We start from the raw sequence: 24144 nt of genomic DNA, 5'->3' as shown, positions 1-24144 counted from the left end.
CGGCGTGCCCCGCCACCACGCCTGCCCACACTTTCGGAGGTTACCCCCATGTCCCGTCGCGACGGCGACGCCCTTCCCCTGACAGCCGCCCAGCGCGAGATCTGGCTCGCCGAGCAGCGCTCCCGGACGCCGATCCCGGGCTACCGCGTGGGCGAGTGCCTGGAGATCCACGGGCCGGTGGACCGGGAGCTGTTCGAGACCGCGCTGCGCCGGGTCGTCGACGAGGTCGACGCCCTGCACGTGACCTTCGTGGACGAGGGCGAGGGCCCGCGCCAGGTCCTCCGGGAGAGCTGGGACTGGGCACCCGCGCACCTCGACCTCAGCGGGGAGCCCGACCCCCGCGCGGCGGCCGTGGAGTGGATGGAGCGGGACCTGCTGCGGCCGCTGGACCTCGCCCGTGACCCGCTGTTCGGCCACGCGCTGATCAAGGCGTCACCGGCGGAATTCCTCTGGTACCTGAACTACCACCACGTCGTCCTGGACGCGATCAGCAGCTCCATGCTCCGGCAGCGGGTCGGCGAGGTGTACTCGGCGCTCGCCGAGGGCGGCGCCGTGCCGCCGTGCCCGTTCGGCTCGCTGCGCGACCTGGTCGACAGCGACGCCGCCTACCGCGCGTCCACCGACTTCGCCGCCGACCGCGCCCACTGGACCGAGCGGTTCGCCGACCTGCCCGCCCCGACCCGGCTCACCGACACCGCGGCGACCGACCCGCACCGCGCCCTCCGGCTGGCCGAGGAGCGGGAGCTGCGCCGGCCGGAGGCCCTGCGGGCGGCGGCCGGACGTTCCGGCGTCCGGTGGTCGCGGCTGCTGATCGCGGCCACGGCGCTCTACGTCCACCGGCTGACCGGCAACCGGGACGTGGTGCTCGCCATGCCCGTCACCGCCCGTCGGGGCGCCGACCGCGACCTGATGTCGGTGCCGGGCACGATGTCCAACGTGGTGCCGCTGCGGCTGACGCTGCGGCCGGACATGCCGTGGCGCGAACTCGTCGCCCAGGCGGCGCGGGAGGTCGAGACGGCCCTCGCCCACGAGCGCTACCGCAGTGAGGACCTGCTGCGGGACCTCGGCGCCCCGGGCGGCATCGGGACGGCGTTCCCGTTGATCGTCAACATCATGGCCTTCAACTCCCGGCCGAGCTTCGCCGGGCACCCGGCCTCCGTGCACCACTTCGTGTCCGGGTCGACCACCGACCTCGCCGTCTGGGTCTTCGACTACCGGGACGGCAACCCGCCGCTGCTCCGGCTGCACGGCGCGCCGGAGGCGTACGGCCCCGACGACCTCGCCGCCCACCGGCAGCGGCTGCTCTCGCTGCTGGACACCCTCGCGGACTGCGACCAGGACGAGCCGGTGGGCCGGATCGAACTGCTCACCGCCGAGGAGCGACGCGAGCCGGCGGTGCTCGGCGCCGGACCGGTGGCGCCGGCCCCGGCCGAGAGCCTGCCGGAGCTCTTCCGGGCGCACGTGCGGGCGACCCCGGACCTGGTCGCGCTGGTGTGCGGGGACGTATCGCTGACGTACGCGGAGCTGGACGGGCGGGCCAACCGGCTGGCGCACGCCCTGATCGCCCGGGGAGCGGGCCCGGAGCGGCTGGTGGCGGTGGCCCTGCCGCGCTCGGCGGAGCTGGTGGTGGCGATCCTCGCCGTGCTGAAGACCGGCGCCGCGTACGTCCCGGTCGACCCCGAGTACCCGACCGCGCGGATCGCCTACCTGCTCGACGACGCCCGGCCGGCCCTGCTGGTCACGGACTCCCGCAGCGAGGAGCGGCTGCCCGCGGCCGGGCCCGCAGACCGGCTGGTGCTCGACCACCCGGAGACGGCCGCCCTGGTGGCCGGCTGCCCGGCGGCCGACCCGATGGTGGCCGTCGACCCGCGCCACCCGGCGTACGTCATCTACACCTCGGGCTCCACCGGACGGCCCAAGGGCGTGGCGCCGACCCACGGCGGCCTGCTCGACCTGCTCACCGACCTCCGCGAGGTGCACCTCGCGCCGGTGCTGGAGGAGCGGCCGCGGCTGCGGGTGGCGCTGACCACCTCGGTGTCCTTCGACGCCTCCTGGAACCAGCTGCTCGCCCTGTTCGGAGGCCACGAGCTGCACGTCCTGGAGCACGCGACCTGGACCGACCCGGACGCCTTCGTCTCCTACTCCGTGCGGTGCGGGCTGGACTTCGTCGAAGCCACCCCGTCGTACCTCCAGGTACTCCTCTCCCACGGGCTGCTGAGCGATCCCGGGCGGAGTCCGGTCGTGGTCGCGGCGGGCGGCGAGGCCGTCCCGGAACGGCTCTGGGAGCAGCTGCGGTCGGCGGCGGGGGTGCGCTGCCTCAACCTCTACGGACCGTCCGAGTGCACCGTCAACTCGGTGGTGGCGACGGTTGGTTCGAGCCCGCACCCGGTGATCGGCCGGCCGGTGACCAACGCCCGGCTGCACGTGCTCGACGGCGCCCTGCGGCCGGTGCCGGCCGGTACGGCGGGCGAGCTGTACATCGCGGGCGCGGGGCTGGCCCGCGGCTACCTCGACCGGCCGGGGCTGACCGCAGGGCGGTTCGTCGCGGACCCGTTCGGGCCGAACGGATCGAGGATGTACCGCACCGGGGACGTGGTGCGCTGGGACGCCTGCGGCAACCTGGAGTTCCTCGGCCGCACGGACGACCAGGTGAAGATCCGCGGCTTCCGGGTCGAGCTCGGTGAGATCGAGGCCGTCCTCGCCGAGCACCCGCAGGTCGCCCGGGCCGCCGTGCTGGTGCGCACCGAGGAGGAGCCCCGGCTGGTGGCCTACGCGGTGCCCGAGCCCGGCACCACCGTGACCGACACCGCCCTGCGCGACCACCTGCGGGACCGGCTGCCCCGGCACATGGTGCCGGCCGCGTACGTGCTGCTGGACGCGCTGCCGCTGACCCCGAACGGCAAGCTCGACCGGCGGGCCCTGCCGGCGCCCGAGCGGCAGCCCGCCGCGCCGGGCCGTGCCCCGCGCACCGCGACCGAACACCTGCTCGTGGGGCTGTTCGCCGAGGTGCTCGGGGTGGCCGAGCCCGGGCCGGACGAGAGCTTCTTCGACCTCGGCGGGCACTCCCTGCTGGCCACCCGGCTGGTCGCCCGGGCCCGCACGGTCCTCGGTGTGGAGCTGCGGCTCGGCGACCTGTTCGACGCGCCGACGGTGGCGGAACTGGCGGCCGCCGTGGACGTCGCGGGCCGGGCGCGTCCGGCGCTGGGGCGGCGCGACCGGCCGGAGACCGTTCCGCTGTCCTTCGCGCAGCAACGGCTCTGGTTCCTGCACCGCATGGAGGGCCCGAGCGCCACCTACAACATCCCGCTGACCCTGCGTCTCTCCGGAAGCCTGGACCAGCGCGCCCTGGAGACCGCCCTGGGGGACCTGGTCGAGCGGCACGAGAGCCTGCGCACCGTCTTCCCGGTGGTCGACGGCGTGCCGTGCCAGCGGGTGCTGGACCTCGACGCGGCACGGCCCCGGCTGCGGGTGACCGAGCTCGGCGAACGCGAGCTGCCGGAGCGGCTGGCACAGGCGGCCCGGTACGGGTTCGACCTCGCCGAGGAACCGCCGCTGCACGCCGAACTCTTCCGGCTGGCGGCCGAGGAGCACGTCCTGCTGCTCGTGGTGCACCACATCGCCGGAGACGGCTGGTCGGCGGGGCCGCTCTCGCGGGACCTGACGACCGCCTACGCGGCCCGCGCCGAGGGCGCGAAGCCGGAGTGGTCGCCGCTGCCCGTCCAGTACGCCGACTACGCCCTCTGGCAGCGGGAGCTGCTCGGCGACGGTGCGGACCCGGACAGCCTGCTGAACGACCAACTCGGCTACTGGCGGGAGCAGCTGGCGGGCCTGCCGGAGCAGGTCGAGCTGCCGTTCGACCGGCCCCGGCCGGCGGCGATGTCCTACCGGGGCGCCCACCTGCCGGTGCGGATCGACGCCGAGCTGCACCAGGGCCTGCGGACGCTCGCCCGCGACGGCGGGGCCAGCCTCTTCATGGTGCTCCAGGCCGGGCTGGCCGCGCTGCTGGGCAAGCTCGGCGCCGGCAGCGACGTCCCGATCGGCACCCCGATCGCCGGGCGCACCGACGAGGCCCTGGACGACCTGGTCGGCTTCTTCGTCAACACCCTGGTGCTGCGCACCGACCTCTCCGGCGACCCTTCGTTCACCGAGCTGCTCGGCCGGGTGCGCGGCGACGCGCTGGCCGCGTACGCGCACCAGGACGTGCCGTTCGAGCACCTGGTGGAGGCGCTGAACCCGACCCGGACACTGGCGCACCACCCGCTGTTCCAGACCATGCTCACCCTGCAGAACGCGCCGCTCGGCACGTTCGACCTGCCGGGGCTGCGGGTGGCGACCGACCTGGTCCACACCGGGACGGCCAAGTGCGACCTGACCTTCGTCCTGGCCGAACAGCCCGACGGCCTCTCGGGCGTCCTGGAGTACAGCACCGACCTGTTCGACGCGGCCAGCGCCGCCGGGATCGTCGAGCGGTGGCTGCGGCTGCTGCGCGCCGTGGTCGCCGACCCCGGCCGGCGGATCGGCCGCGTGGACGTGCTGTCCGCCGAGGAGCTCGCCGCGCTGCTCCCGGCCCGTGCCGACCGGGGCGAGGAGTCGCCGGAGCGCGGCCTGACCGCGCTGTTCGAGCGGCAGGTGCGGGCGAACCCGGCCGCCGTCGCCCTGACGGACGGCGAAGTAGCCCTGACCTACGGCGAGTTGAACGCCCGTGCGAACCGGCTCGCGCACGCCCTGATCGACCGGGGTGTCGGCCCCGAGCAGCTGGTGGCGCTGGCCCTGCCGCGCTCGGCGGAGCTGGTCGTGGCGGTGCTCGCGGTGCTCAAGGCCGGCGCCGCCTACCTGCCCGTCGACCCGCGCTACCCGGCCGCCCGGATCGCCTACCTGCTCCAGGACGGCCGGCCCGCGCTGCTGGTGACGACCGGCGCGACCGGGGAGCTGCCGGGAGCGGACGGCGTGGAGCGGCTGCTGCTGGACACCGCCGACCTGGACGCACAGCCGGACACCGACCCGCAGGTCGCGGTCGATCCCGGTCAGGCGGCCTACGTCATCCACACCTCCGGCTCCACCGGCAACCCCAAGGGCGTCGTGGTCCCGCACCGGAACGTGGTGCGGTTGTTCCGGACGACGGAGGAGCTGTTCGGGTTCGCCGCCGAGGACGTCTGGACCCTGTTCCACTCCTACGCCTTCGACTTCTCGGTGTGGGAGCTGTGGGGCGCGCTCCTGCACGGCGGCCGGCTGGTGGTCGTGGACCACGAGACCAGCCGCTCGCCCGGCCGGTTCCTGGAGCTGCTCGCCCGCGAACGGGTGACGGTGCTCAACCAGACGCCGTCCGCCTTCTACCAACTGATGCAGGCGGACCAGGAAGCGGGGCTCGAACTCGCCCTGCGCACCGTGGTGTTCGGCGGTGAGGCGCTGGAGCACGCCCGGCTCGCCGGCTGGTACGCGCGGCACGCGCAGGACGCGCCGCGGCTGGTCAACATGTACGGCATCACCGAGACCACCGTGCACGTCACCCACGCCCGGCTCGCCGGTACCGGAGCCGCCGCGGGGCAGATCGGCACGGCCCTGCCGGACCTGCGGACGTACGTGTTGGACGCCGGCCTGCGCCCGGTCGCCCCGGGCGTCGCGGGCGAGCTGTACGTGGCGGGCCCCGGCCTGGCCCGCGGCTACCTGAACCGGCCCGGCCTGACCGCCGGGCGGTTCGTCGCCGACCCCTTCGGCCCGGCCGGGTCCCGGATGTACCGCAGCGGCGACGTGGTGCGCCGGTCCGCCGACGGCGGCCTGCGCTACGTCGGCCGGGCCGACCAGCAGGTGAAGGTCCGCGGCTTCCGGATCGAGCTCGGCGAGATCGAGGCGGCGCTGGCCGCACACCCCGGCGTCGCCCAGGTGGCCGTGCTGGCCCGGCAGGACCGCGCCGACGACACCCGGCTGGTCGCCTACCTGGTCCCGGCCGCCGGCGCCGCGCCGCACCCGGCCGACCTGCGCGGGCACCTGGCCGGGCGGCTGCCGGAGTACATGGTGCCGGCCGCGTTCGTCACCCTGGAGAGCCTGCCGCTGACCGCCAACGGCAAGCTGGACCACCGGGCCCTGCCCGCCCCCGACCTCGCCCCGGCGGCCTCCACCCGCGCGCCGCGCACCCCGCAGGAGCGGATCCTCTGCGAGCTGTTCGCCGAGGTCCTGGGCGTGGCGTCGGCCGGCGTCGAGGACGGCTTCTTCGACCTGGGCGGCCACTCGCTGCTGGCCACCCGGCTGGCCGCCCGGATCCGCACGACGCTCGGCGTGGAGATGCCGCTGCGCACCCTGTTCGAGGCGCCGACGCCGGAGGGCCTGGCCGCCGCGCTGGTGGCGGCAGGACCGGCGCAGGCCGCGTTGGTGCCGTACCCGCGTCCGGCGCGTGTCCCGCTGTCGTTCGCCCAGCGGCGGCTCTGGTTCCTGCACCAGCTGGAGGGCGCCAGCGGCAACTACGACATCCCGCTGGCCTGGAGGCTGTCCGGCCCGCTCGACCGGAAGGCGCTGCACGCGGCCCTGACGGACGTGGTGACCCGGCACGAGGCCCTGCGGACGGTGTTCCCGGTGGTCGACGGTGTGCCGTACCAGCAGGTGCTGGACGTCGCGGCGGCCCGCCCCGCGCTGGCCGTGCGCCGGACGACGGAGGACGGTCTGCCCGGTGAGCTGGCGGCGGCACAGGCCCACCGGTTCGACCTGGAGTCCGAACTACCGCTGCACGCGGAGCTGTTCGAGCTGGCGCCGGACGAGCACGTGCTGCTGCTGGTACTCCACCACATCGCCGGCGACGGCTGGTCGCTCGGCCCGCTGGCCGCCGACCTCACCCGGGCGTACGCGGCGCGCTGCCGCGGCGAGGAGCCGCAGCGGGAGCCGCTGCCCGTCCAGTACGCCGACTACACCCTGTGGCAGCACGAGCTGTTCGGCGATGCCGCCGACGGCGACAGCCCGTTCGCCCGCCAGGCGGCCTACTGGACGGAGGCGCTGGCCGGCCTGCCGGACCAGCTCCGCCTGCCCGCCGACCGGCCCCGCCCGGCGGTCGCCTCGCACCGGGGCGGATTCGTGCGCGCCGAGCTGGACGCGGAGCTGCACCGCGGGCTGCGCGAGCTCGCCCGCACCAACGGCACCAGTCTGTTCATGGTGCTCCAGGCCGGGCTCGCGGCCCTGCTCACCAGGCTCGGCGCGGGCGACGACATCCCGGTCGGCAGCCTCACCGCCGGCCGCGGCGACCAGGCGCTGGACGAGCTGGTCGGCTACTTCGTCAACACCCTCGTGCTCCGGACGGACACCTCGGGCGACCCGACCTTCGCCGGGTTGCTCGGCCGGGTCCGGGACACCGCGCTGGCCGGCTACGCGCACCAGGACCTGCCGTTCGAGCACCTGGTCGAGGCGCTCAACCCGGTGCGGTCGCTCTCCCACCACCCGCTGTTCCAGGTCATGCTGGTCCTGCAGAACAACGCCCGGGCCGAGTTCGCCCCGCCCGGACTGCGGGTCGGCGAGCTGGAGCTGACCACCACCGCGGCCAAGTTCGACCTGGTGTTCTCGCTGGCCGAGCGGCACGCCGCGGACGGCTCCCCGGCCGGGATCGACACGTTCGTGCAGTTCGCGAGCGACCTGTACGACCAGGCCACCGTCGAGACGATGGTCGCGCGCCTGGTCCGGCTGCTGACCGCGGCCGTCGCCGACCCGCAGCTGCGGATCGGCCGCCTCGACCTGCTGTCCGCCGACGAGCGGCGTGAGCTGCTGCCCGCCGCCGAGGAGTCGGCGGTCACCGCGAGCGTGGTGGAGGCCTTCGCGGCGCAGGTGGCGGCGACGCCGGAGGCCGTCGCCCTGGCCTCCGCGGACGTCGAACTGACGTATCGTCAGCTCGACGCACGGGCCAACCGGTTCGCGCATGCGCTGATCGCCCGCGGGGTCGCTCCGGAACAGGTCGTGGCGCTCGCGCTGCCGCGGTCCGTGGAGTTCGTGGTGGCCGTCCTGGGCGTGCTGAAGACGGGAGCCGCCTACCTGCCGGTGGACCCGGTGTATCCGGAGTCCCGGATCGCGTTCATGCTGGAGGACGCGCGGCCGAGCGTGGTGATCGACGATCCGGCGACGGTGGCCGAGATGTCGGAGGCGCCCGACTGGCCGGAGACCGATCCGGCCGTCGCCGTGGACGCGCGGCACGCGGCGTACGTGATCTACACCTCGGGCTCGACCGGTCGGCCCAAGGGCGTGGTGGTGAGCCATGCGGGCGTGCCGGCCATGGTGGCGGCGCAGGTCGCGCGGCTCGGGATCACCGCCGGGAGCCGGGTGCTCCAGTTCTCCTCGCCGAGCTTCGACGTCTCGCTGTGGGACATCCTCGGCGCCCTGCTCACCGGCGCGACCCTGGTGCCGGCACCCGCGACCGAGCCGGTCGCCGCGCTGACCGACCCGGATCTCGCCCTCACCCACGCCACGGTGCCGCCGTCCGTGCTGGCGGCGCTCCCGCCGGATGCCGTCGACGTGCCGACGCTGGTGGTGGCGGGCGAGGCCTGCCCGCCGGAGCTGGTGACGCGCTGGGCGGCGGGCCGACGGATGATCAACGCCTACGGCCCGACCGAGACGACGGTCGTCGCGACGATCAGCGAGCCGCTGTCGCCGGGGTCGGGCGTGCCGCCGATCGGCCGTGCCGTCGCGGGCCTCCGGGCGTACGTGCTGGACCAGCGGCTGGGCCTGGTGCCGCCGGGCGTGACCGGGGAGCTGTACCTGGCCGGCCAGGGGCTGGCGCGCGGCTACCTGAACCGACCCGGACTGACGGCCGGTCGCTTCGTGGCCTGCCCCTTCGGCCCGGCCAGCGCCAGGATGTACCGCACCGGCGATCTGGTGCGCCTCCGTGCCGACGGTCAGCTGGAGTACGTCGGCCGGGCCGACGACCAGGTGAAGGTGCGCGGCTTCCGGATCGAGCTCGGCGAGATCGAGACGGCCCTGGCCGAGCACCCGCAGGTGGGCCAGGTCGCGGTGATCGCCCGGAAGGACCGCGCCGAGGACACCCGCCTGGTCGCCTACCTGGTGCCCGGCACCGGGGCGGCGCTCCGGCCGGAGGACCTGCGGACGCACCTGCGCGACCGGCTGCCGGACTACATGGTGCCCGCCGCGTTCGTCGCCCTCGACGCCCTGCCGCTGAACGCCAACGGCAAGCTCGACCGGCGCGCCCTGCCCGAGCCCGAGTTCACCGGTTCGCCGACCGGCCGGGCCCCGCACACGCCCCAGGAGCAGGTGCTGGCCGGGCTGTTCGAAGAGGTCCTGGGCCTGCCGCAGGTCGGCGCCGACGACGACTTCTTCGACCTGGGCGGGCACTCCCTGCTGGCCACCCGCCTGGTCGCGCGGGTCCGCGCGGCCCTCGGCGTGGAGCTGGGGCTGCAGGCCCTCTTCCGGACCCCGACGGTGGCCGGACTGGCGGAGGCCCTCGGCGGCGCCGGCCGGGTCCGGCCCGCCCTGGACCGGGCGGAGCGGCCCGAGCTCGTACCGCTGTCCTCCGCCCAGCGGCGCCTGTGGTTCCTGCGCCAGGTGGAGGACGCCGACGCGGTCTACAACATGCCGCTCGCGTGGCGGCTCTCGGGACCGCTGGACCGGGCCGCCCTGGAGGCGGCGCTCGGCGACGTCGTCGACCGGCACGAGACCCTGCGCACCGTCTTCCCGGCCGCGGACGGCGTGCCCCACCAGCAGGTGCTGCCCGTCGGGGAGGTGCGCCCGCGGCTGTCGGTCACCCCGGCCGAGCAGACGGCCCTGCCGGCGCTGCTGACCGGAGCCGCGGCGCGCGGCTTCGACCTCGCGGCCCAACCGCCGCTGCGCGCCGAGCTGTTCGAGCTCTCGGCGGACGAGCACGTGCTGCTCATCGTGATGCACCACATCGCCGGTGACGGCTGGTCGCTGGGCCCGCTGGCCGCCGACCTGGCCACCGCGTACGCGGCGCGCCGCCGCCACGAGGAACCGCGGTGGGCGCCGCTGCCGGTGCAGTACGCCGACTACACCCTCTGGCACGACCGGCTGCTCGGGGACCCGACCGACCCCGGGAGCCTGTTCGCCCGGCAGACGGCCTACTGGACGGAGCGGCTGGCCGGCCTGCCCGAACAGATCCGGCTGCCCGCCGACCGGACCCGTCCGGCGACCACCTCCCACCGCGGCGGCCACCTCGCGATCGAACTGGACGCGGAACTGCACGCCGGGCTGGTCCGGTTGGGCCGCGAGCACGGCGCCAGTGTGTACATGGTGCTGCAGGCCGCCCTGGCGTCGCTGCTGGACAAGCTCGGCGCGGGCAGCGACATCCCGGTCGGCAGCCTGATCGCCGGCCGGACCGACCAGGCGCTGGACGACCTCGTCGGGTTCTTCGTCAACACCCTGGTGCTCCGCACGGATACCGGCGGCGACCCGTCCTTCGCCGAGCTGCTGGTTCGGGTCCGGGAGGGCGCGCTCGGCGCGTACGCGCACCAGGACCTGCCGTTCGAGCAGGTCGTGGAGGCCCTCAACCCGTCCCGGTCGCTCGCCCGGCAGCCGCTGTTCCAGGTGCTGCTCGCGCTGCAGAACGTGCCCCGCACCGAGTTCGCGCCGAGCGGTCTGGCCGCCGAGATCGTCCTGGTGCGGACGCCGACGGCGATGTTCGACCTCGGCTTCCACCTGCTGGAGCGCGGCGGCACCGGCGGACCGGCCGAGGGCATCGTCGGCCGGGTCGAGTACAGCACCGACCTGTTCGACCCCGCCACGGTGGAGACCCTGGTCGCCCGGTGGGTGCGGCTGCTGGCGGCGGTGGTCGCCGAGCCGGACCGGCCGCTCAGCCGGATCGACGTCCTCACCGCCGGGGAGCGGCACGAGCTGCTGGTCGCGCGCAACGACACGGCCGGTCCGGTGCCCGCGGCCACGCTGCCGGCGCTGTTCGAGGCGCAGGTCCGGGCGACCCCGGAGGCCGCGGCGGTGGTCCTCGACGACACCGTGCTGTCCTACCGGGAGCTGAACCGTCGGGCCAACCGCCTGGCGCACGCGCTGATCGCGCGCGGGGTGGGGCCGGAGCAGGTCGTCGCCCTGCGGCTGCCGCGCTCGGCCGAGTTGGTGGTCGCCGTGCTGGCGGTGCTCAAGACCGGTGCGGCGTACCTGCCCGTCGACCCGGACTACCCGGCTGCCCGCATCGCGTACATGCTGGAGGACGCGCGGCCGGCCGTCGTGATCGACGACCTCGCGGCCGTCACCCCGTCCGGCGGGCACCCGGAGACCGACCCGGCCGTCCCCGTGGACGCGCGGCACCCGGCGTACGTCATCTACACCTCCGGCTCCACCGGTCGGCCCAAGGCCGTGGTGATGCCCGCCGCCGGGCTGCTGAACCTGCTGGCCTGGCACCACCGGGCCGTCGGCGGTGAACCCGGCACGCGCACGGCGCAGTTCACCGCGATCAGCTTCGACGTCTCGGTGCAGGAGCTGCTCTCCGCCCTCCTGTACGGCAAGACCCTGGTGGTGCCGACCGAGGAGCAGCGCCGCAGTGCCGAGCTGTTCGCGCACTGGCTGGACCGCCACGAGGTCGGCGAGCTGTTCGCCCCCAACCTGGTGGTCGAGGCGCTGGCCGAGGCCGCCGAGGAGGCCGGGCTGGAGCTGCCGCACCTGCGGCTCGTCGCCCAGGCCGGCGAGGCGATGCAGCTCGGCGGCGCGGTGCGCCGCTTCCAGGCCCGCCGACCGGGCCGGGTGCTGCACAACCACTACGGGCCCGCCGAGACCCACGTGATCACCGCCTACCCGCTGCCGGCCGACCCGGCCGACTGCCCGCTGCCGGTGCCGATCGGCCGGCCGATCGCCAACTGCCGGGTCTACGTCCTGGATCCGGCGCTGCGACCGGTCGCTCCCGGGGTGACGGGTGAGCTGTACCTGGCCGGGGCGGGGCTGGCCCGCGGCTATCTGAACCGGCCGGGACTCACCGCCGGGCGCTTCGTCGCCGACCCGTACGGGCCGGCGGGTTCGCTGATGTACCGCACCGGCGACCTGGTCCGCTGGCGCGCGGACAGCGAGCTGGAGTTCGCCGGACGCGTGGACCACCAGGTGAAGGTCCGCGGCTTCCGGATCGAGCCGGGCGAGATCGAGGCCGAGCTGACCGCGCACCCGGGCGTCGCCCAGGTCGCGGTGGTCGCCCGCGAGGACCGGCCGGGCGAGACCCGGATCGTCGCGTACGTCGTCCCCCCGGCCGGGACCGGGACCGGAGCGACGGCGACGGCGCTGGCGGCGTACCTGCGCGACCGGGTGCCGGACCACCTGGTGCCGTCCGCGTTCGTGCTGCTCGACGCGTTGCCGCTGACGCCGAACGGGAAGCTGGACCGGGCGGCGCTGCCCGCCCCCGACCCGGTGGCCGCCACGGCGGCGGCCCGGGCGCCGCGCACGCCGCAGGAGCAGATCCTGTGCGAGCTGTTCGCCGAGGTGCTGGGCGCGCCGCGGGTCGGGGTCGACGACGACTTCTTCGACCTGGGCGGCCACTCCCTCCTCGCCACCCGGCTGGTCTCGCGGGTCCGGGCGACCCTCGGCGTAGAGCTGGAGCTGCGCAGCCTCTTCCGGACCCCGACACCTGCCGGGCTGGCGGCCGGGCTGCACGACGCCGGCACCGCGCGACAGGCCCTGGTGCCCCGGCCCCGCCGCGATCCGATGCCGCTGTCGTTCGCCCAGCGCCGGCTCTGGTTCCTCCAGCAGTTCGGGGCGCCGAGCGCCACGTACCACATGCCGCTGGCCCTGCGGCTGTCCGGCGACCTCGACCGGTCCGCCCTGAGCGCCGCGCTCGCGGACGTGGTGGCCCGGCACGAGACCCTGCGCACGGTCTTCCCGCACACCGCCGGAATCCCGTACCAGCGGGTGCTGGACGCCGCCGAGGCCGCCGTCCCGCTGACCGTCCGCGCAGCCGGTGAGGCGGACCTGCCCGCCCTGCTGCGCGAGGCGGCGGTACGCGGCTTCGACCTCACCTCGGAGGTGCCGCTGCGGGCGGAGCTGTTCGCGGTGGCGCCGGACGAGCACGTGCTCCTGCTGGTGGTGCACCACATCGTCGGGGACGGTTGGTCCATGGGCCCGCTGGCCCGTGACCTCGCCACCGCCTACACCACCCGGCACGGTGGCGGGGCGCCGGCCTGGCCGCCGCTGCCGGTGACGTACGGCGACTACACCCTGTGGCAGCACGAGATCCTCGGCGACGAGCAGGACGCCGACAGCGTCTTCGCCCGCCAGGTCGCCTACTGGACGGAGGCGCTGGCCGGGCTGCCCGAGCAGCTGCAGCTGCCCGCCGACCGGCCGCGCCCGGCCACCATGTCGTACGGCGGCGACCTGCTGGAGCTCCGGATCGACGCCGAACTGCACACCGCGCTGGTGGGGCTGGCGCGGCGCTCGGGTGCGACCCTGTTCATGGTGCTCCAGGCGGCCCTGGCGGCGCTGTACACGCGCCTGGGCGCGGGCACGGACATCGCGATCGGGAGCCCGATCGCGGGGCGGACCGACGAGGCGCTGGACGAGCTGGTCGGGTTCTTCATCAACACGCTGGTGCTGCGCACCGACACGAGCGGCGATCCGAGCTTCGCCGAGCTGCTGGGGCGGGTGCGGGAGACGGCGCTGTCGGCGTACGCGCACCAGGACGTGCCGTTCGAGCACCTGGTGGAGGCGCTGAACCCGTCCCGCTCGCTCTCCCACCACCCGCTGTTCCAGACCGGGCTGGTCGTGCAGAACGCGCCGGGCGGCGACTTCGAGCTGCCGGGCCTCCTGGTCTCCGGGGTGACCGTGCTCACCGGGACGGCGCGGCTCGACCTGACCTTCGGGTTCGCGGAGGAGTACGGGCCCGACGGCGCGCCGGCCGGGCTCGGCGGTGCGGTCGAGTACAGCACCGACCTGTTCGACCGCTCGACGGTCGAGACCCTGGTCGCCCGGTGGACCAGGCTGCTGGCGGCGGTCGCCGCCGCCCCGGACCTGCCGATCGGCGGCATCGACCTGCTGTCCGCGCAGGAGCGGCGCGAGCTGCTGCCCACCGTCGACGCCGCGGCGGCCACGGCGAGCCTGCCGGAGCTGTTCGCGGCGCAGGTGGCGGCGGCGCCGGATGCGGTGGCGTTGGTGAGTGGCGATGCCGAGTTGACCTATCGGCAGTTGGACGCCCGGGCGAACCGGTTCGCGCACGCGCTGATCGCCCGTGGTGTCGGCCCGGAGCGGGTCGTGGCGGTGGCGTTGCCACGGTCGGTGGAGTCGGTGGTGGCCGTCCTCGGCGTGCTGAAGGCCGGCGCGGCGTACCTGCCGGTGGATCCGGCCTACCCCCGGGCGCGGATCGACCTCATGCTGGCGGACGCCCGACCGGCGCTGCTGGTCGACGACCCGGCCGCGGTGGCCGGGGGCGACTGGGCGGAGACCGACCCGGAGGCCGCTCTCGACGTCCGGCACCCGGCCTACGTGATCTACACCTCGGGTTCGACCGGCCGCCCCAAGGGCGTCGTGGTCAGCCACGCCGGCGTGTCGGGCCTGGTGGCGGCGCAGGTGGAACGGCTCGGCGTGACGCGGGGCAGCCGGGTGCTGCAGTTCGCCTCGCCCGGCTTCGACGCGTCCTTCTGGGACCTGTGCAGCGCCGTGCTGACCGGTGCCGCCCTCGTCCTGGCCCCGGCCGAGGCCCCGCTGGACGCCCTGACGGACCACCGGCTCGACGTCACCCACGTCACCCTGCCGCCCTCGGCCCTGGCCGCCCTCCCGGAGGGTTCGGTGGCCGCGTCGACGCTGGTGGTGGCGGGTGAGGCCTGCCCGCCGGAGCTGGTGGCGCGCTGGGCACCCGGGCGCCGCATGATCAACGCGTACGGTCCGACCGAGACCACGGTGTGCGCGACGATGAGCGACCCGCTCGCGCCCGGCTCGGGCGTGCCGCCGATCGGCCGACCCGTCGCGGGCTTCCGCGCCTACGTCCTGGACGAGCGGCTCCGGCCGCTGCCGCCGGGCGTCGCGGGGGAGCTGTACGTCGCCGGCCCCGGTCTGGCGCGCGGCTACCTGAACCGGCCCGGCCTGACCGCCGGGCGGTTCCTCGCCTGCCCGTTCGAGCCCTCGGGCGCGAGGATGTACCGCACCGGCGACGTGGTGCGCTTCCGTACCGACGGCGAGCTGGAGTACGTCGGCCGCGCCGACGACCAGGTGAAGGTGCGCGGCTTCCGCGTCGAACTCGGCGAGGTCGAGGCGGCCCTGGCCGAGCACCCCGCGGTCGCCCAGGCCGCCGTCCTGGCCCGGGACGACCGGCTCATCGGCTATGTGACGGCCCGTCCCGGCACGGCCTCCCCCAGCGCCCCCAGCCTGGCGGCGCACCTGCGCGACCGGCTGCCCGACTACCTGGTGCCGGCCGTGTTCACGGTGCTCGACGCGCTGCCGCTGACGCCGAACGGGAAGCTGGACCGGGCCGCGCTGCCCGCTCCCGCTTCCGGCCTCGGCTCGGCCGAGGCCGGCCGGGCACCGCGCACCCCGCAGGAGCAGATCCTGTGCGAGCTGTTCGCCGAGGTGCTCGGCGTGTCCGGGGTCGGGGTCGACGACGACTTCTTCGACCTCGGCGGGCACTCCCTGCTCGCCACCCGGCTGGCCGCACGGGTGCGCTCGGTGCTCGGCGTGGAGCTGGGGCTGCGCGTGCTGTTCCAGGCGCCCACCGTGGCGGGCCTGGCCGAGGTGCTGGCCGGGGCGGGCCGCGCCCGCCCGGCGCTGACCGTGCAGGAGCGGCCGGACACGGTCCCGCTGTCCTTCGCCCAGCGCCGGCTCTGGTTCCTGCACCGCATGGACGGCGCCGCCGCGACGTACCACATCCCGCTCGCGCTCCAGCTGACCGGGACGCTCGACCGGGCGGCGCTGGACGAGGCGCTGGCCGACGTGGCGGCGCGGCACGAGAGCCTGCGGACGGTGTTCCCGGAGGTCGACGGCGTGCCGTGCCAGCGCGTGCTGGACCCGGCCGCGGTCCGGCCCCGGGCAGGGCTGACCGAGGTGTCGGAGGCCGAACTGTTCGACCGGCTCGCCGAGTTCGCCCGGCAGCCGTTCGACCTGGCGGCGGAACCGCCGCTGCGGGCCGGGCTGTTCGCACTCGCGCCGGACGCGCACGTGCTGCTGCTGGTCATGCACCACATCGCCGGTGACGGCTGGTCCACCGGCCCGCTGGCCCGCGACCTCGCCGAGGCGTACGCCGCCCGCTGCGAGGGCCGGGCGACGGGCCGGCCGGCCCTGCCGGTGCAGTACGCCGACTACACACTGTGGCAGCGCGAGCTGCTCGGTGACGCCGCCGACCCGGACAGCCGGTTCGCCGAGCAACTCGACTACTGGAAGCGACAGTTGTCCGACCTGCCGGAGCTGATCCAGCTGCCGGCCGACCGGCCCCGGCCGGCCGTCGCCGGTTGGCGCGGGGACCACGTCGGCCTGGAGCTGAGCCCCGAACTGCACACCGCGCTCACGGCGTTGGCCCGGCGCACCGGGACGAGTCTGTTCATGGTGCTGCAGGCGGCCCTGGCGGCGCTGTACACCCGGCTGGGTGCGGGGACGGACATCGCGATCGGGAGCCCGATCGCGGGGCGGACCGACGAGGCGCTGGACGAGCTGGTCGGGTTCTTCGTGAACACGCTGGTGCTGCGCACCGACACGAGTGGCGATCCGAGCTTCGCGGAGCTGCTGGGGCGGGTGCGGGAGACGGCGCTGTCGGCGTACGCGCACCAGGACGTGCCGTTCGAGCACCTGGTGGAGGTGCTGAACCCGTCCCGGTCGCTCTCCCACCACCCGTTGTTCCAGACGATCCTGGCCGTGCAGAACGCGCCGATGGGCCGGTTCTCGCTGCCCGGACTGGACGTCACCACCTACGCGGTGGCCACCGGAACCGCCAAGTTCGACCTCGGGGTGAGCCTTGTCGAGCAGTTCGGTCCGGACGGCGGCCCGGCCGGGATCGTCGGTGCGGTGGAGTACGCCACCGACCTGTTCGACCGCTCGACGGTCGCGGCCCTGACCCGGCGCTGGACCCTCCTGCTGGAGGCCGTCACCACCGACCCGGAACGGCCGATCGGACGGATCGACCTCCTCGACGCCGACGAGCGGCACCACCTGCTGGAGCGGGGCAACGCGACCGCCCGCGAGGTGGGCGCCGTCCCGGTGCCGCAGGCCTTCGCCGCCCAGGTGGCGGCGACGCCGGATGCGGTCGCCCTCGTCCGCGGTGATGTCGAGTTGACGTACCGTCAGTTGAACGCGCGGGCCAACCGCTTCGCGCACGCCCTGATCGCCCGGGGCGTCGGCCCGGAGCAGCTGGTCGCCGTGGCCCTGCCGCGGTCGGTGGAGGCCGTGGTGGCCGTCCTCGGCGTGCTGAAGGCCGGGGCGGCGTACCTGCCGGTGGATCCGGCCTACCCCCGGGCGCGGATCGACCTCATGCTGGCGGACGCCCGACCGGCGCTGCTGGTCGACGACCCGGCGACGGTGGCCGGGGGCGACTGGCCGGAGACCGACCCGGAGGTCGCCCTCGACGTCCGGCAGCCGGCCTACGTGATCTACACCTCGGGTTCGACCGGCCGCCCCAAGGGCGTCGTGGTCGCCCACGGCGGCGTGGCGAGCCTGGTGGCCGCCCAGATCGAGCGGTTCGCGATCGCACCCGACAGCCGGGTGCTCCAGTTCGCCTCGCCCAGCTTCGACGCCTCGGTGTCGGAGATCTTCACCGCCCTGCTCCGCGGCGCGGCCCTGGTGCTCCCGTCCGCGGGCGAGCCGGTCGCCGCGCTGACCGACCCGGCGCTCGCGGTCACCCACGCGACCGTGCCCCCGTCCGTTCTGGCCGCCCTGCCGGAGGGCTCGGTGACCGTGTCGACGCTGGTGGTGGCGGGCGAGGCCTGCCCGCCCGAGCTGGTGGACCGCTCGGCGCCCGGCCGCCGGATGATCAACGCGTACGGCCCGACCGAGACCACGGTGTGCGCGACGATGAGCGACCCGCTCGCGCCCGGCTCGGGCGTGCCGCCGATCGGCCGGCCGATCACCAACGCCCGGGTCTACGTCCTGGACGAGCGGCTGCGACCGGTGCCGCCCGGCGTGCCGGGGGAGCTGTACGTGGCCGGCGCCGGGCTGGCGCGCGGCTACCTGAACCGGCCGGGCCTGACCGCCGGACGCTTCGTCGCCTGCCCGTTCGATCCCCCGGGCGCCAGGATGTACCGCACCGGCGACGTGGTCCGCTTCCGCACCGACAGTCAGCTGGAGTACGTCGGCCGCGCCGACGACCAGGTGAAGGTGCGCGGCTTCCGCGTCGAGCCCGGTGAGGTCGAGGCGGTCCTGGCCGAGCACCCCGCGGTCGCCCAGGCCGCCGTCCTCGCCCAGGACGACCGGCTGATCGGCTACGTCGTCCCGCGCCAGGACACCGCCCGGGACGACGGACTCGAAACCGACCACGTCGGCGAGTGGCGGGACATCTACGACGCCCTGCCCATCGCCCCCGAGGAGAGCGCCTTCGGCCACAACTTCGTCGGCTGGAACAGCAGTTACGACGCAAGCCCGATCCCGGTCGAGCAGATGCGGGAGTGGCGGGACGCCACCGTGGCGCGCATCCTGGCCCTGCGCCCGCGCCGGGTGCTGGAGGTCGGCGTCGGTACCGGGCTGCTGCTCTCGCAGATCGCACCGCACTGCGAGGCCTACTGGGCGACCGACTTCTCCGCCACCGCGATCGACGCCCTGGCCGCCCAGGTCGCGCAACAGCCGGACCTGGCCGACCGCGTCGTCCTGCAGACCCGCCCGGCGCACGACACCGACGGACTGCCGGCCGGCACGTTCGACACCGTCGTGATCAACTCGGTGGTGCAGTACTTCCCGTCCGCCGACTACCTCGCCGACGTGATCGGGAAGCTGATGCGGCTGCTCGCCCCCGGCGGCGCGCTCTTCATCGGCGACGTCCGCAACCTGCGCCTGCTGCGCCCGCTGGCCACGGCCGTCCAGCTGCACCGGACCGGTGACGGCGGCGACCTCGCGGCGGTGCGCAGCGCGGTGGAGCAGGCCGTCAGGGTGGAGAAGGAGCTCCTGGTCGACCCGGACTTCTTCACCGTCCTGCGGGAGCGCGGCACGGAGATCGGTACGGTGGCCGTGGAGGTCAAGCGCGGCCGCCACCACAACGAGCTGACCCGCTACCGCTACGACGTGACGCTGCACCAGCAGCCGACCGCGCCGGTCCGGCCGCTGGACGTGGCATGGGGCCGGGACGTGGCCGGCCTCGCGGAGCTGCGCGAACTGCTCCGGCGGCCGGGCACCGGCCCGGTGCGCCTCACCGGCGTCCCGAACCGTCGCGTCGCCCGGGAGGCCGAGCTGGCCCGGGCGGTGCGGAACGGGGACGGCACGCTCGCCGGGTTGCTGGAGCGACTGCACGGTCCGGACGGCGGCGGCCTGCCCGATCCGGAGGACCTCCACGCCCTCGGCGCGGAGCTCGGCCGCCGGGTGGACGTCACCTGGTCGGCCGACGCGCCCGAAGCCCTCGACGTGCTCCTCACCGAGGGACCGGCGGACGCCCCCGTCGAGGCCTACCGCCCCGTACGGCCGGCCGGCACGGCACTGTCGTCGCTGACCAACCGCCCGACCGGCAGCCGGGGCACCGGCGCCCTCATCGGCGAGCTCCGCGACTGGCTGCGCGGGCGGCTGCCCGACTACCTGGTCCCCTCGGCGTTCATGGCCCTGGACGCGCTGCCGCTGACGCCCAGCGGCAAGCTCGACCGCCGCTCCCTGCCCGCACCCGACCTCGGCTCGGCCGGAGCCGGGCGGGCGCCGCGCACCCCGCAGGAGCAGCTCCTCGCCGAGCTGTTCGCCGAGGTGCTCGGGCTGGCGCAGGTCGGGGTCGAGGACAGCTTCTTCGACCTCGGCGGGCACTCCCTGCTGGCGACCCGGCTGGCCTCCCGGGTCCGGGCCACCCTCGGCGCGGAGCTGGAGGTCCGGACGCTGTTCGAGACCCCGACCGTGGCCGGCCTGGCGGCCCGGCTGGACGGCTCCGGAACGGCGCGACCGGCGCTGGCCGCCCGGCCCCGCCCGGACCAGGTGCCGCTCTCCTTCGCCCAGCGCCGCCTCTGGTTCCTGCACCGGATGGAGGGGCCGAGCGCCACCTACAACATGCCGCTCGCGCTGAGCCTGACCGGCGCCCTCGACCTCACGGCCCTGCACGCCGCGCTGGCGGACGTGGTCGCCCGGCACGAGATCCTGCGGACCGTCCTGCGCGAGGCGGACGGTGTTCCGTACCAGGCCGTGCTGGGCGCCGCGCAGGCGCGCCCGGCGCTGCCGGTGACCGAGCTCGCCGAGAGCGGGCTCGCCGAGCGGCTGGCGGACGCGGCCCGGATCGGCTTCGACCTGGCCGCGGAGGCGCCGATCCGGGCCGAACTGTTCGCGCTCGCCCCCGACCGGCACGTCCTGCTCGTCGTGGTGCACCACATCGCGGCCGACGGCTGGTCGATGGGCCCGCTCGCCGGCGACCTGGCCGCGGCCTACGCGGCGCGCTGCCGGGGCGAGGAGCCGCAGTGGTCCCCGCTGCCGGTGCAGTACGCCGACTACACGCTGTGGCAGCGCGACCTGCTCGGCGACGCCGCCGACCCGGACAGCCTGTTCGCCCGCCAACTCGGCTACTGGAAGGACGAGCTGGCCGGGTTGCCGCAGCAGCTCCAGCTGCCCGCCGACCGGCCCCGGCCGCCGGTGGCCTCCCAGCTGGGCGACCGGGTCGTGGTCCGGCTGGACGCCGAACTGCACCAGGCCATGCGGGAGTTGGCCGCCGCGCGCGGCGCCAGCATGTTCATGGTGCTCCAGGCCGGCCTCGCCGCGCTGTTCACCCGGCTCGGTGCCGGCACGGACATCCCGATCGGCAGCCCGATCGCCGGCCGCACCGACCAGGCGCTGGACGAACTCGTCGGCTTCTTCGTCAACACCCTGGTGCTGCGCACCGACACGAGCGGCGACCCCGGCTTCGCCGAACTGCTCGGCCGGGTACGGCAGAAGGCGCTCACCGCGTACGACCACCAGGACGTGCCGTTCGAGTACCTGGTCGAGGTGGTCAACCCGGTGCGGTCGCTGGCGCACCACCCGCTGTTCCAGGTGATGCTGGCGCTGCAGAACGCGCCGCTGGGCGAATTCGCGCTACCGGGGCTGGAGACCGGCCACCTGGAAGCACCGACCGGCACCTCCCGGGTCGATCTGACCTTCAGCCTCGCCGAGCGGTTCCGCCCGGACGGCGCCCCCGACGGCCTGGTCGGAGCGGTTGAGTTCGCCACCGACCTGTTCGACGCGCCCACCGTGGAGCTGCTGTTCGACCGCTTGGCCCGGCTGCTGCGCGCGGCGGTCGCCGACCCGGACCGGCCGGTCGGCCGGATCGACGTCATGTCCGGCGAGGAGCGCCACCGGCTGCTGCACGGCTTCAACGACACGGCGGCCGAGTTGCCCGCGTCCGCGGTGCCGGAGCTGTTCGCCCGCCAGGTGCGGGCCACCCCGGACGCGGTGGCCGTCGTGGCGAGCGGCGCCGAGCTGACCTACCGGGAGCTCGACCAGCGGTCCGACCGGCTCGCGCGGGCGCTGATCCGTCGGGGCGTGCGGCCTCAGACACCGGTCGCAGTCCTGCTGGACCGCTCGGCGGAGCTGGTGGTGGCGATCCTGGCGATCGTCAAGGCGGGTGGTGCCTACGTGCCGCTCGACGCGCGCTTCCCGTCCTCCCGGATCGACCTGATCCTGCGGGAGAGCGGGGCCGCCCTGGTGCTCACCGAGGAGGTGCTGACCGCCCTGCTGCAGGCCGAGCCGGAGCCGTCCGCGGTCGACGTCCCGTGCGACCCGCGGCAGCTGGCGTACATCATGTACACCTCCGGCTCGACCGGGCGGCCGAAGGGCGTGGCCGTCACCCACCGTGACGTGGTCGGCCACGCGCTGACCCCCGAGTTCCGCGGCGGCGGGCACGAGCGGGTGCTGATGCACTCCCCGACGGCCTTCGACCTCTCCACCTACGAGCTGTGGGTGCCGCTGCTCAACGGCGGCCGGATCGTGGTCGCACCGCCCGAGCAGCTCGACCTCGACCTGCTCCAGCACACGATCACCACGCACGGGGTGACCGGACTGTGGCTCACCGCCGGGCTCTTCCGGCTGGTCGCCGAGGAGCGCCCCGGCCTGCTCGCCGGGGTCCGCGAGGTGTGGACCGGCGGCGACGTGGTCTCCCCGGCCGCCGTCGCCCGCGTGCGGGCGGCCTGCCCCGGCATCGAGGTGGTCAACGGCTACGGGCCCACCGAGGCCACCACGCTGGCCACCTGCCACCCGGTGCGCAGCCTCCCCGAGGACGCCGCGACCGTGCCGATCGGCGGGCCGATGGCCAACATGCGCGCCTACGTGCTGGACGCCCACCTCCGGCCGGTGCCGACGGGCCTGGTCGGCGAGCTGTACCTGGCCGGGGTGGGCGTGGCGCGCGGCTACCACGGCCGGCCCGGCCTGACGGCGGAGCGGTTCGTCGCCGACCCGTACGGTCCCGCCGGGAGCCGGATGTACCGCACCGGCGACCTGGCGTGGTGGCAGACCGGGGGAGGCACGCTGGAGTTCGCCGGTCGCGCCGACCACCAGGTCAAGCTGCGCGGCCTGCGGATCGAGCCGGGGGAGATCGAGGCCATCCTCGCGGGCTGCCCGGGCGTCGCCCAGGCGGCCGTGGTCGCCCGCGAGGACCGGCCGGGCGACAAGCGGCTGGTCGCGTACCTGGTGCCCGCCCCCGAGGGCGCGCCCGAGCCGGGCGTGCTGTCCGGCCGGCTGCGCCGCGAACTGCCCGACTACATGGTGCCGGCGGCGTTCGTCACCGTGGACGCCCTGCCGCTGACCGCCAACGGCAAGCTCGACCGGGCCGCCCTGCCCGCCCCCGAGTACGGGGCGTCGGAGGCCGGGCGCGGCCCCCGGACGCCGCAGGAGCAGTTGCTGTGCGGCCTGTTCGCGGAGGTCCTCGGCCGGGAGCAGGTGGGCATCGACGACAACTTCTTCGACCTCGGCGGGCACTCGCTGCTGGCCGCCCGGCTGGCCTCCCGGGTCCGCGAGACGCTCGGCCTGGAGCTGGGCCTGCGCATGCTGTTCGAGGCGCCGACCGTGGCCGGGCTCACCGAACGCCTGGTCATGGACGACCCCGACGACGCGTTGGACGTGGTGCTGCCGCTGCGGTCGACCGGGACCGCCACCCCGCTGTTCTGCATCCACCCCGGCGGCGGCATCAGCTGGTCGTACAGCGGGCTGCTGAACCACGTCGGCCCGCAGCACCCGGTCTACGCGATCCAGGCGCGCGGCCTCGGCCGGCCCGAACCGCTGCCGACGTCCTACGAGGAGATGGCGGCCGACTACGCCGACCAGATCCGGAAGATCCAGCCGGAGGGCCCGTACCTGCTGCTCGGCTGGTCCGCCGGCGGGCTGATCGCCCACGCGCTGGCCTGCGAGCTGCAGGCCCGCGGCGAGCGGACCGCGCTGCTGGCGATCCTCGACGCCTATCCGGTGAAGGACGTGGTGTTCGAGGAGGTGCCGGTGCCCACCGAGCGGGACGTGCTCGTCGGAGTGCTGGACGTCGACCCGGACGAGCTGGGCGACCGGCAGATCACCTACGCCGAGGTCGCCGAGGTGCTGAACCGGCGGGGCAGCGCGCTGGCCGGCCTGGACGAGCGACAGGTCGGGGTGATCGTCCAGATCATGATCAACAACGCCAGGCTGGCGGTCGACTTCGTCCCCGCGGAGTTCGACGGGGACCTGCTGCTCTTCAACTCCACCATCGACCGGACCGAGGACAACACCGGGCCCGGGATCTGGCGGCCCTACATCGCCGGCCGGATCGAATCGCACGAGATCACCACCCGGCACAACCGGATGACCCAGGCCGGTTCGCTGGCCCAGATCGGACCGATCCTGGCCGCCAGGCTCGCCGAGGCCACCGGCGAGGCCGGTGACACCAGTAACGCCCATTCCCACCAGGAGGACTGACCCATGACCAACCCCTTCGACGACCAGGACGGCACCTTCCTCGTCCTCGTGAACGACGAGAACCAGCACTCGCTCTGGCCGCAGTTCGCGGACGTCCCGGCCGGCTGGACCGTCACCCACGGCCCGGACACCCACGCCGCCTGCCTGGAGTACGTCGAGGGCTCCTGGACCGACATGCGGCCCAAGAGCCTCGCCGACGCGATGGCCGCGCAGCGGTAGTCCGGCCGA

Annotated in this window: 2 protein-coding genes; both read left to right on the top strand. The window is 75.2% G+C overall.

The genetic code is table 11. The features are described 5' to 3' along the window. The first annotated feature begins 48 nt into the window (after nt 1-48). The gene (locus tag RMN57_RS01435) at nt 49-23916 is read left to right on the top strand and encodes a non-ribosomal peptide synthase/polyketide synthase (protein WP_313761493.1); all 23868 of its coding nucleotides are present in this window, start codon (nt 49-51) and stop codon (nt 23914-23916) included. Nucleotides 23917-23919: 3 nt separating this feature from the next. After that, a complete protein-coding gene (locus RMN57_RS01430; RefSeq protein ID WP_313761492.1) occupies nt 23920-24135 on the top strand; it encodes an MbtH family protein in 216 nt (71 codons plus the stop codon). Nucleotides 24136-24144: the final 9 nt, after the last annotated feature.

It is taken from the genome of Kitasatospora sp. CM 4170 (genome assembly GCF_032110285.1).
Classification (GTDB): domain Bacteria; phylum Actinomycetota; class Actinomycetes; order Streptomycetales; family Streptomycetaceae; genus Kitasatospora; species Kitasatospora aburaviensis.
Note: the sequence above shows the minus strand (reverse complement) of the source record. Positions and strands in the feature narration are given on the sequence as shown.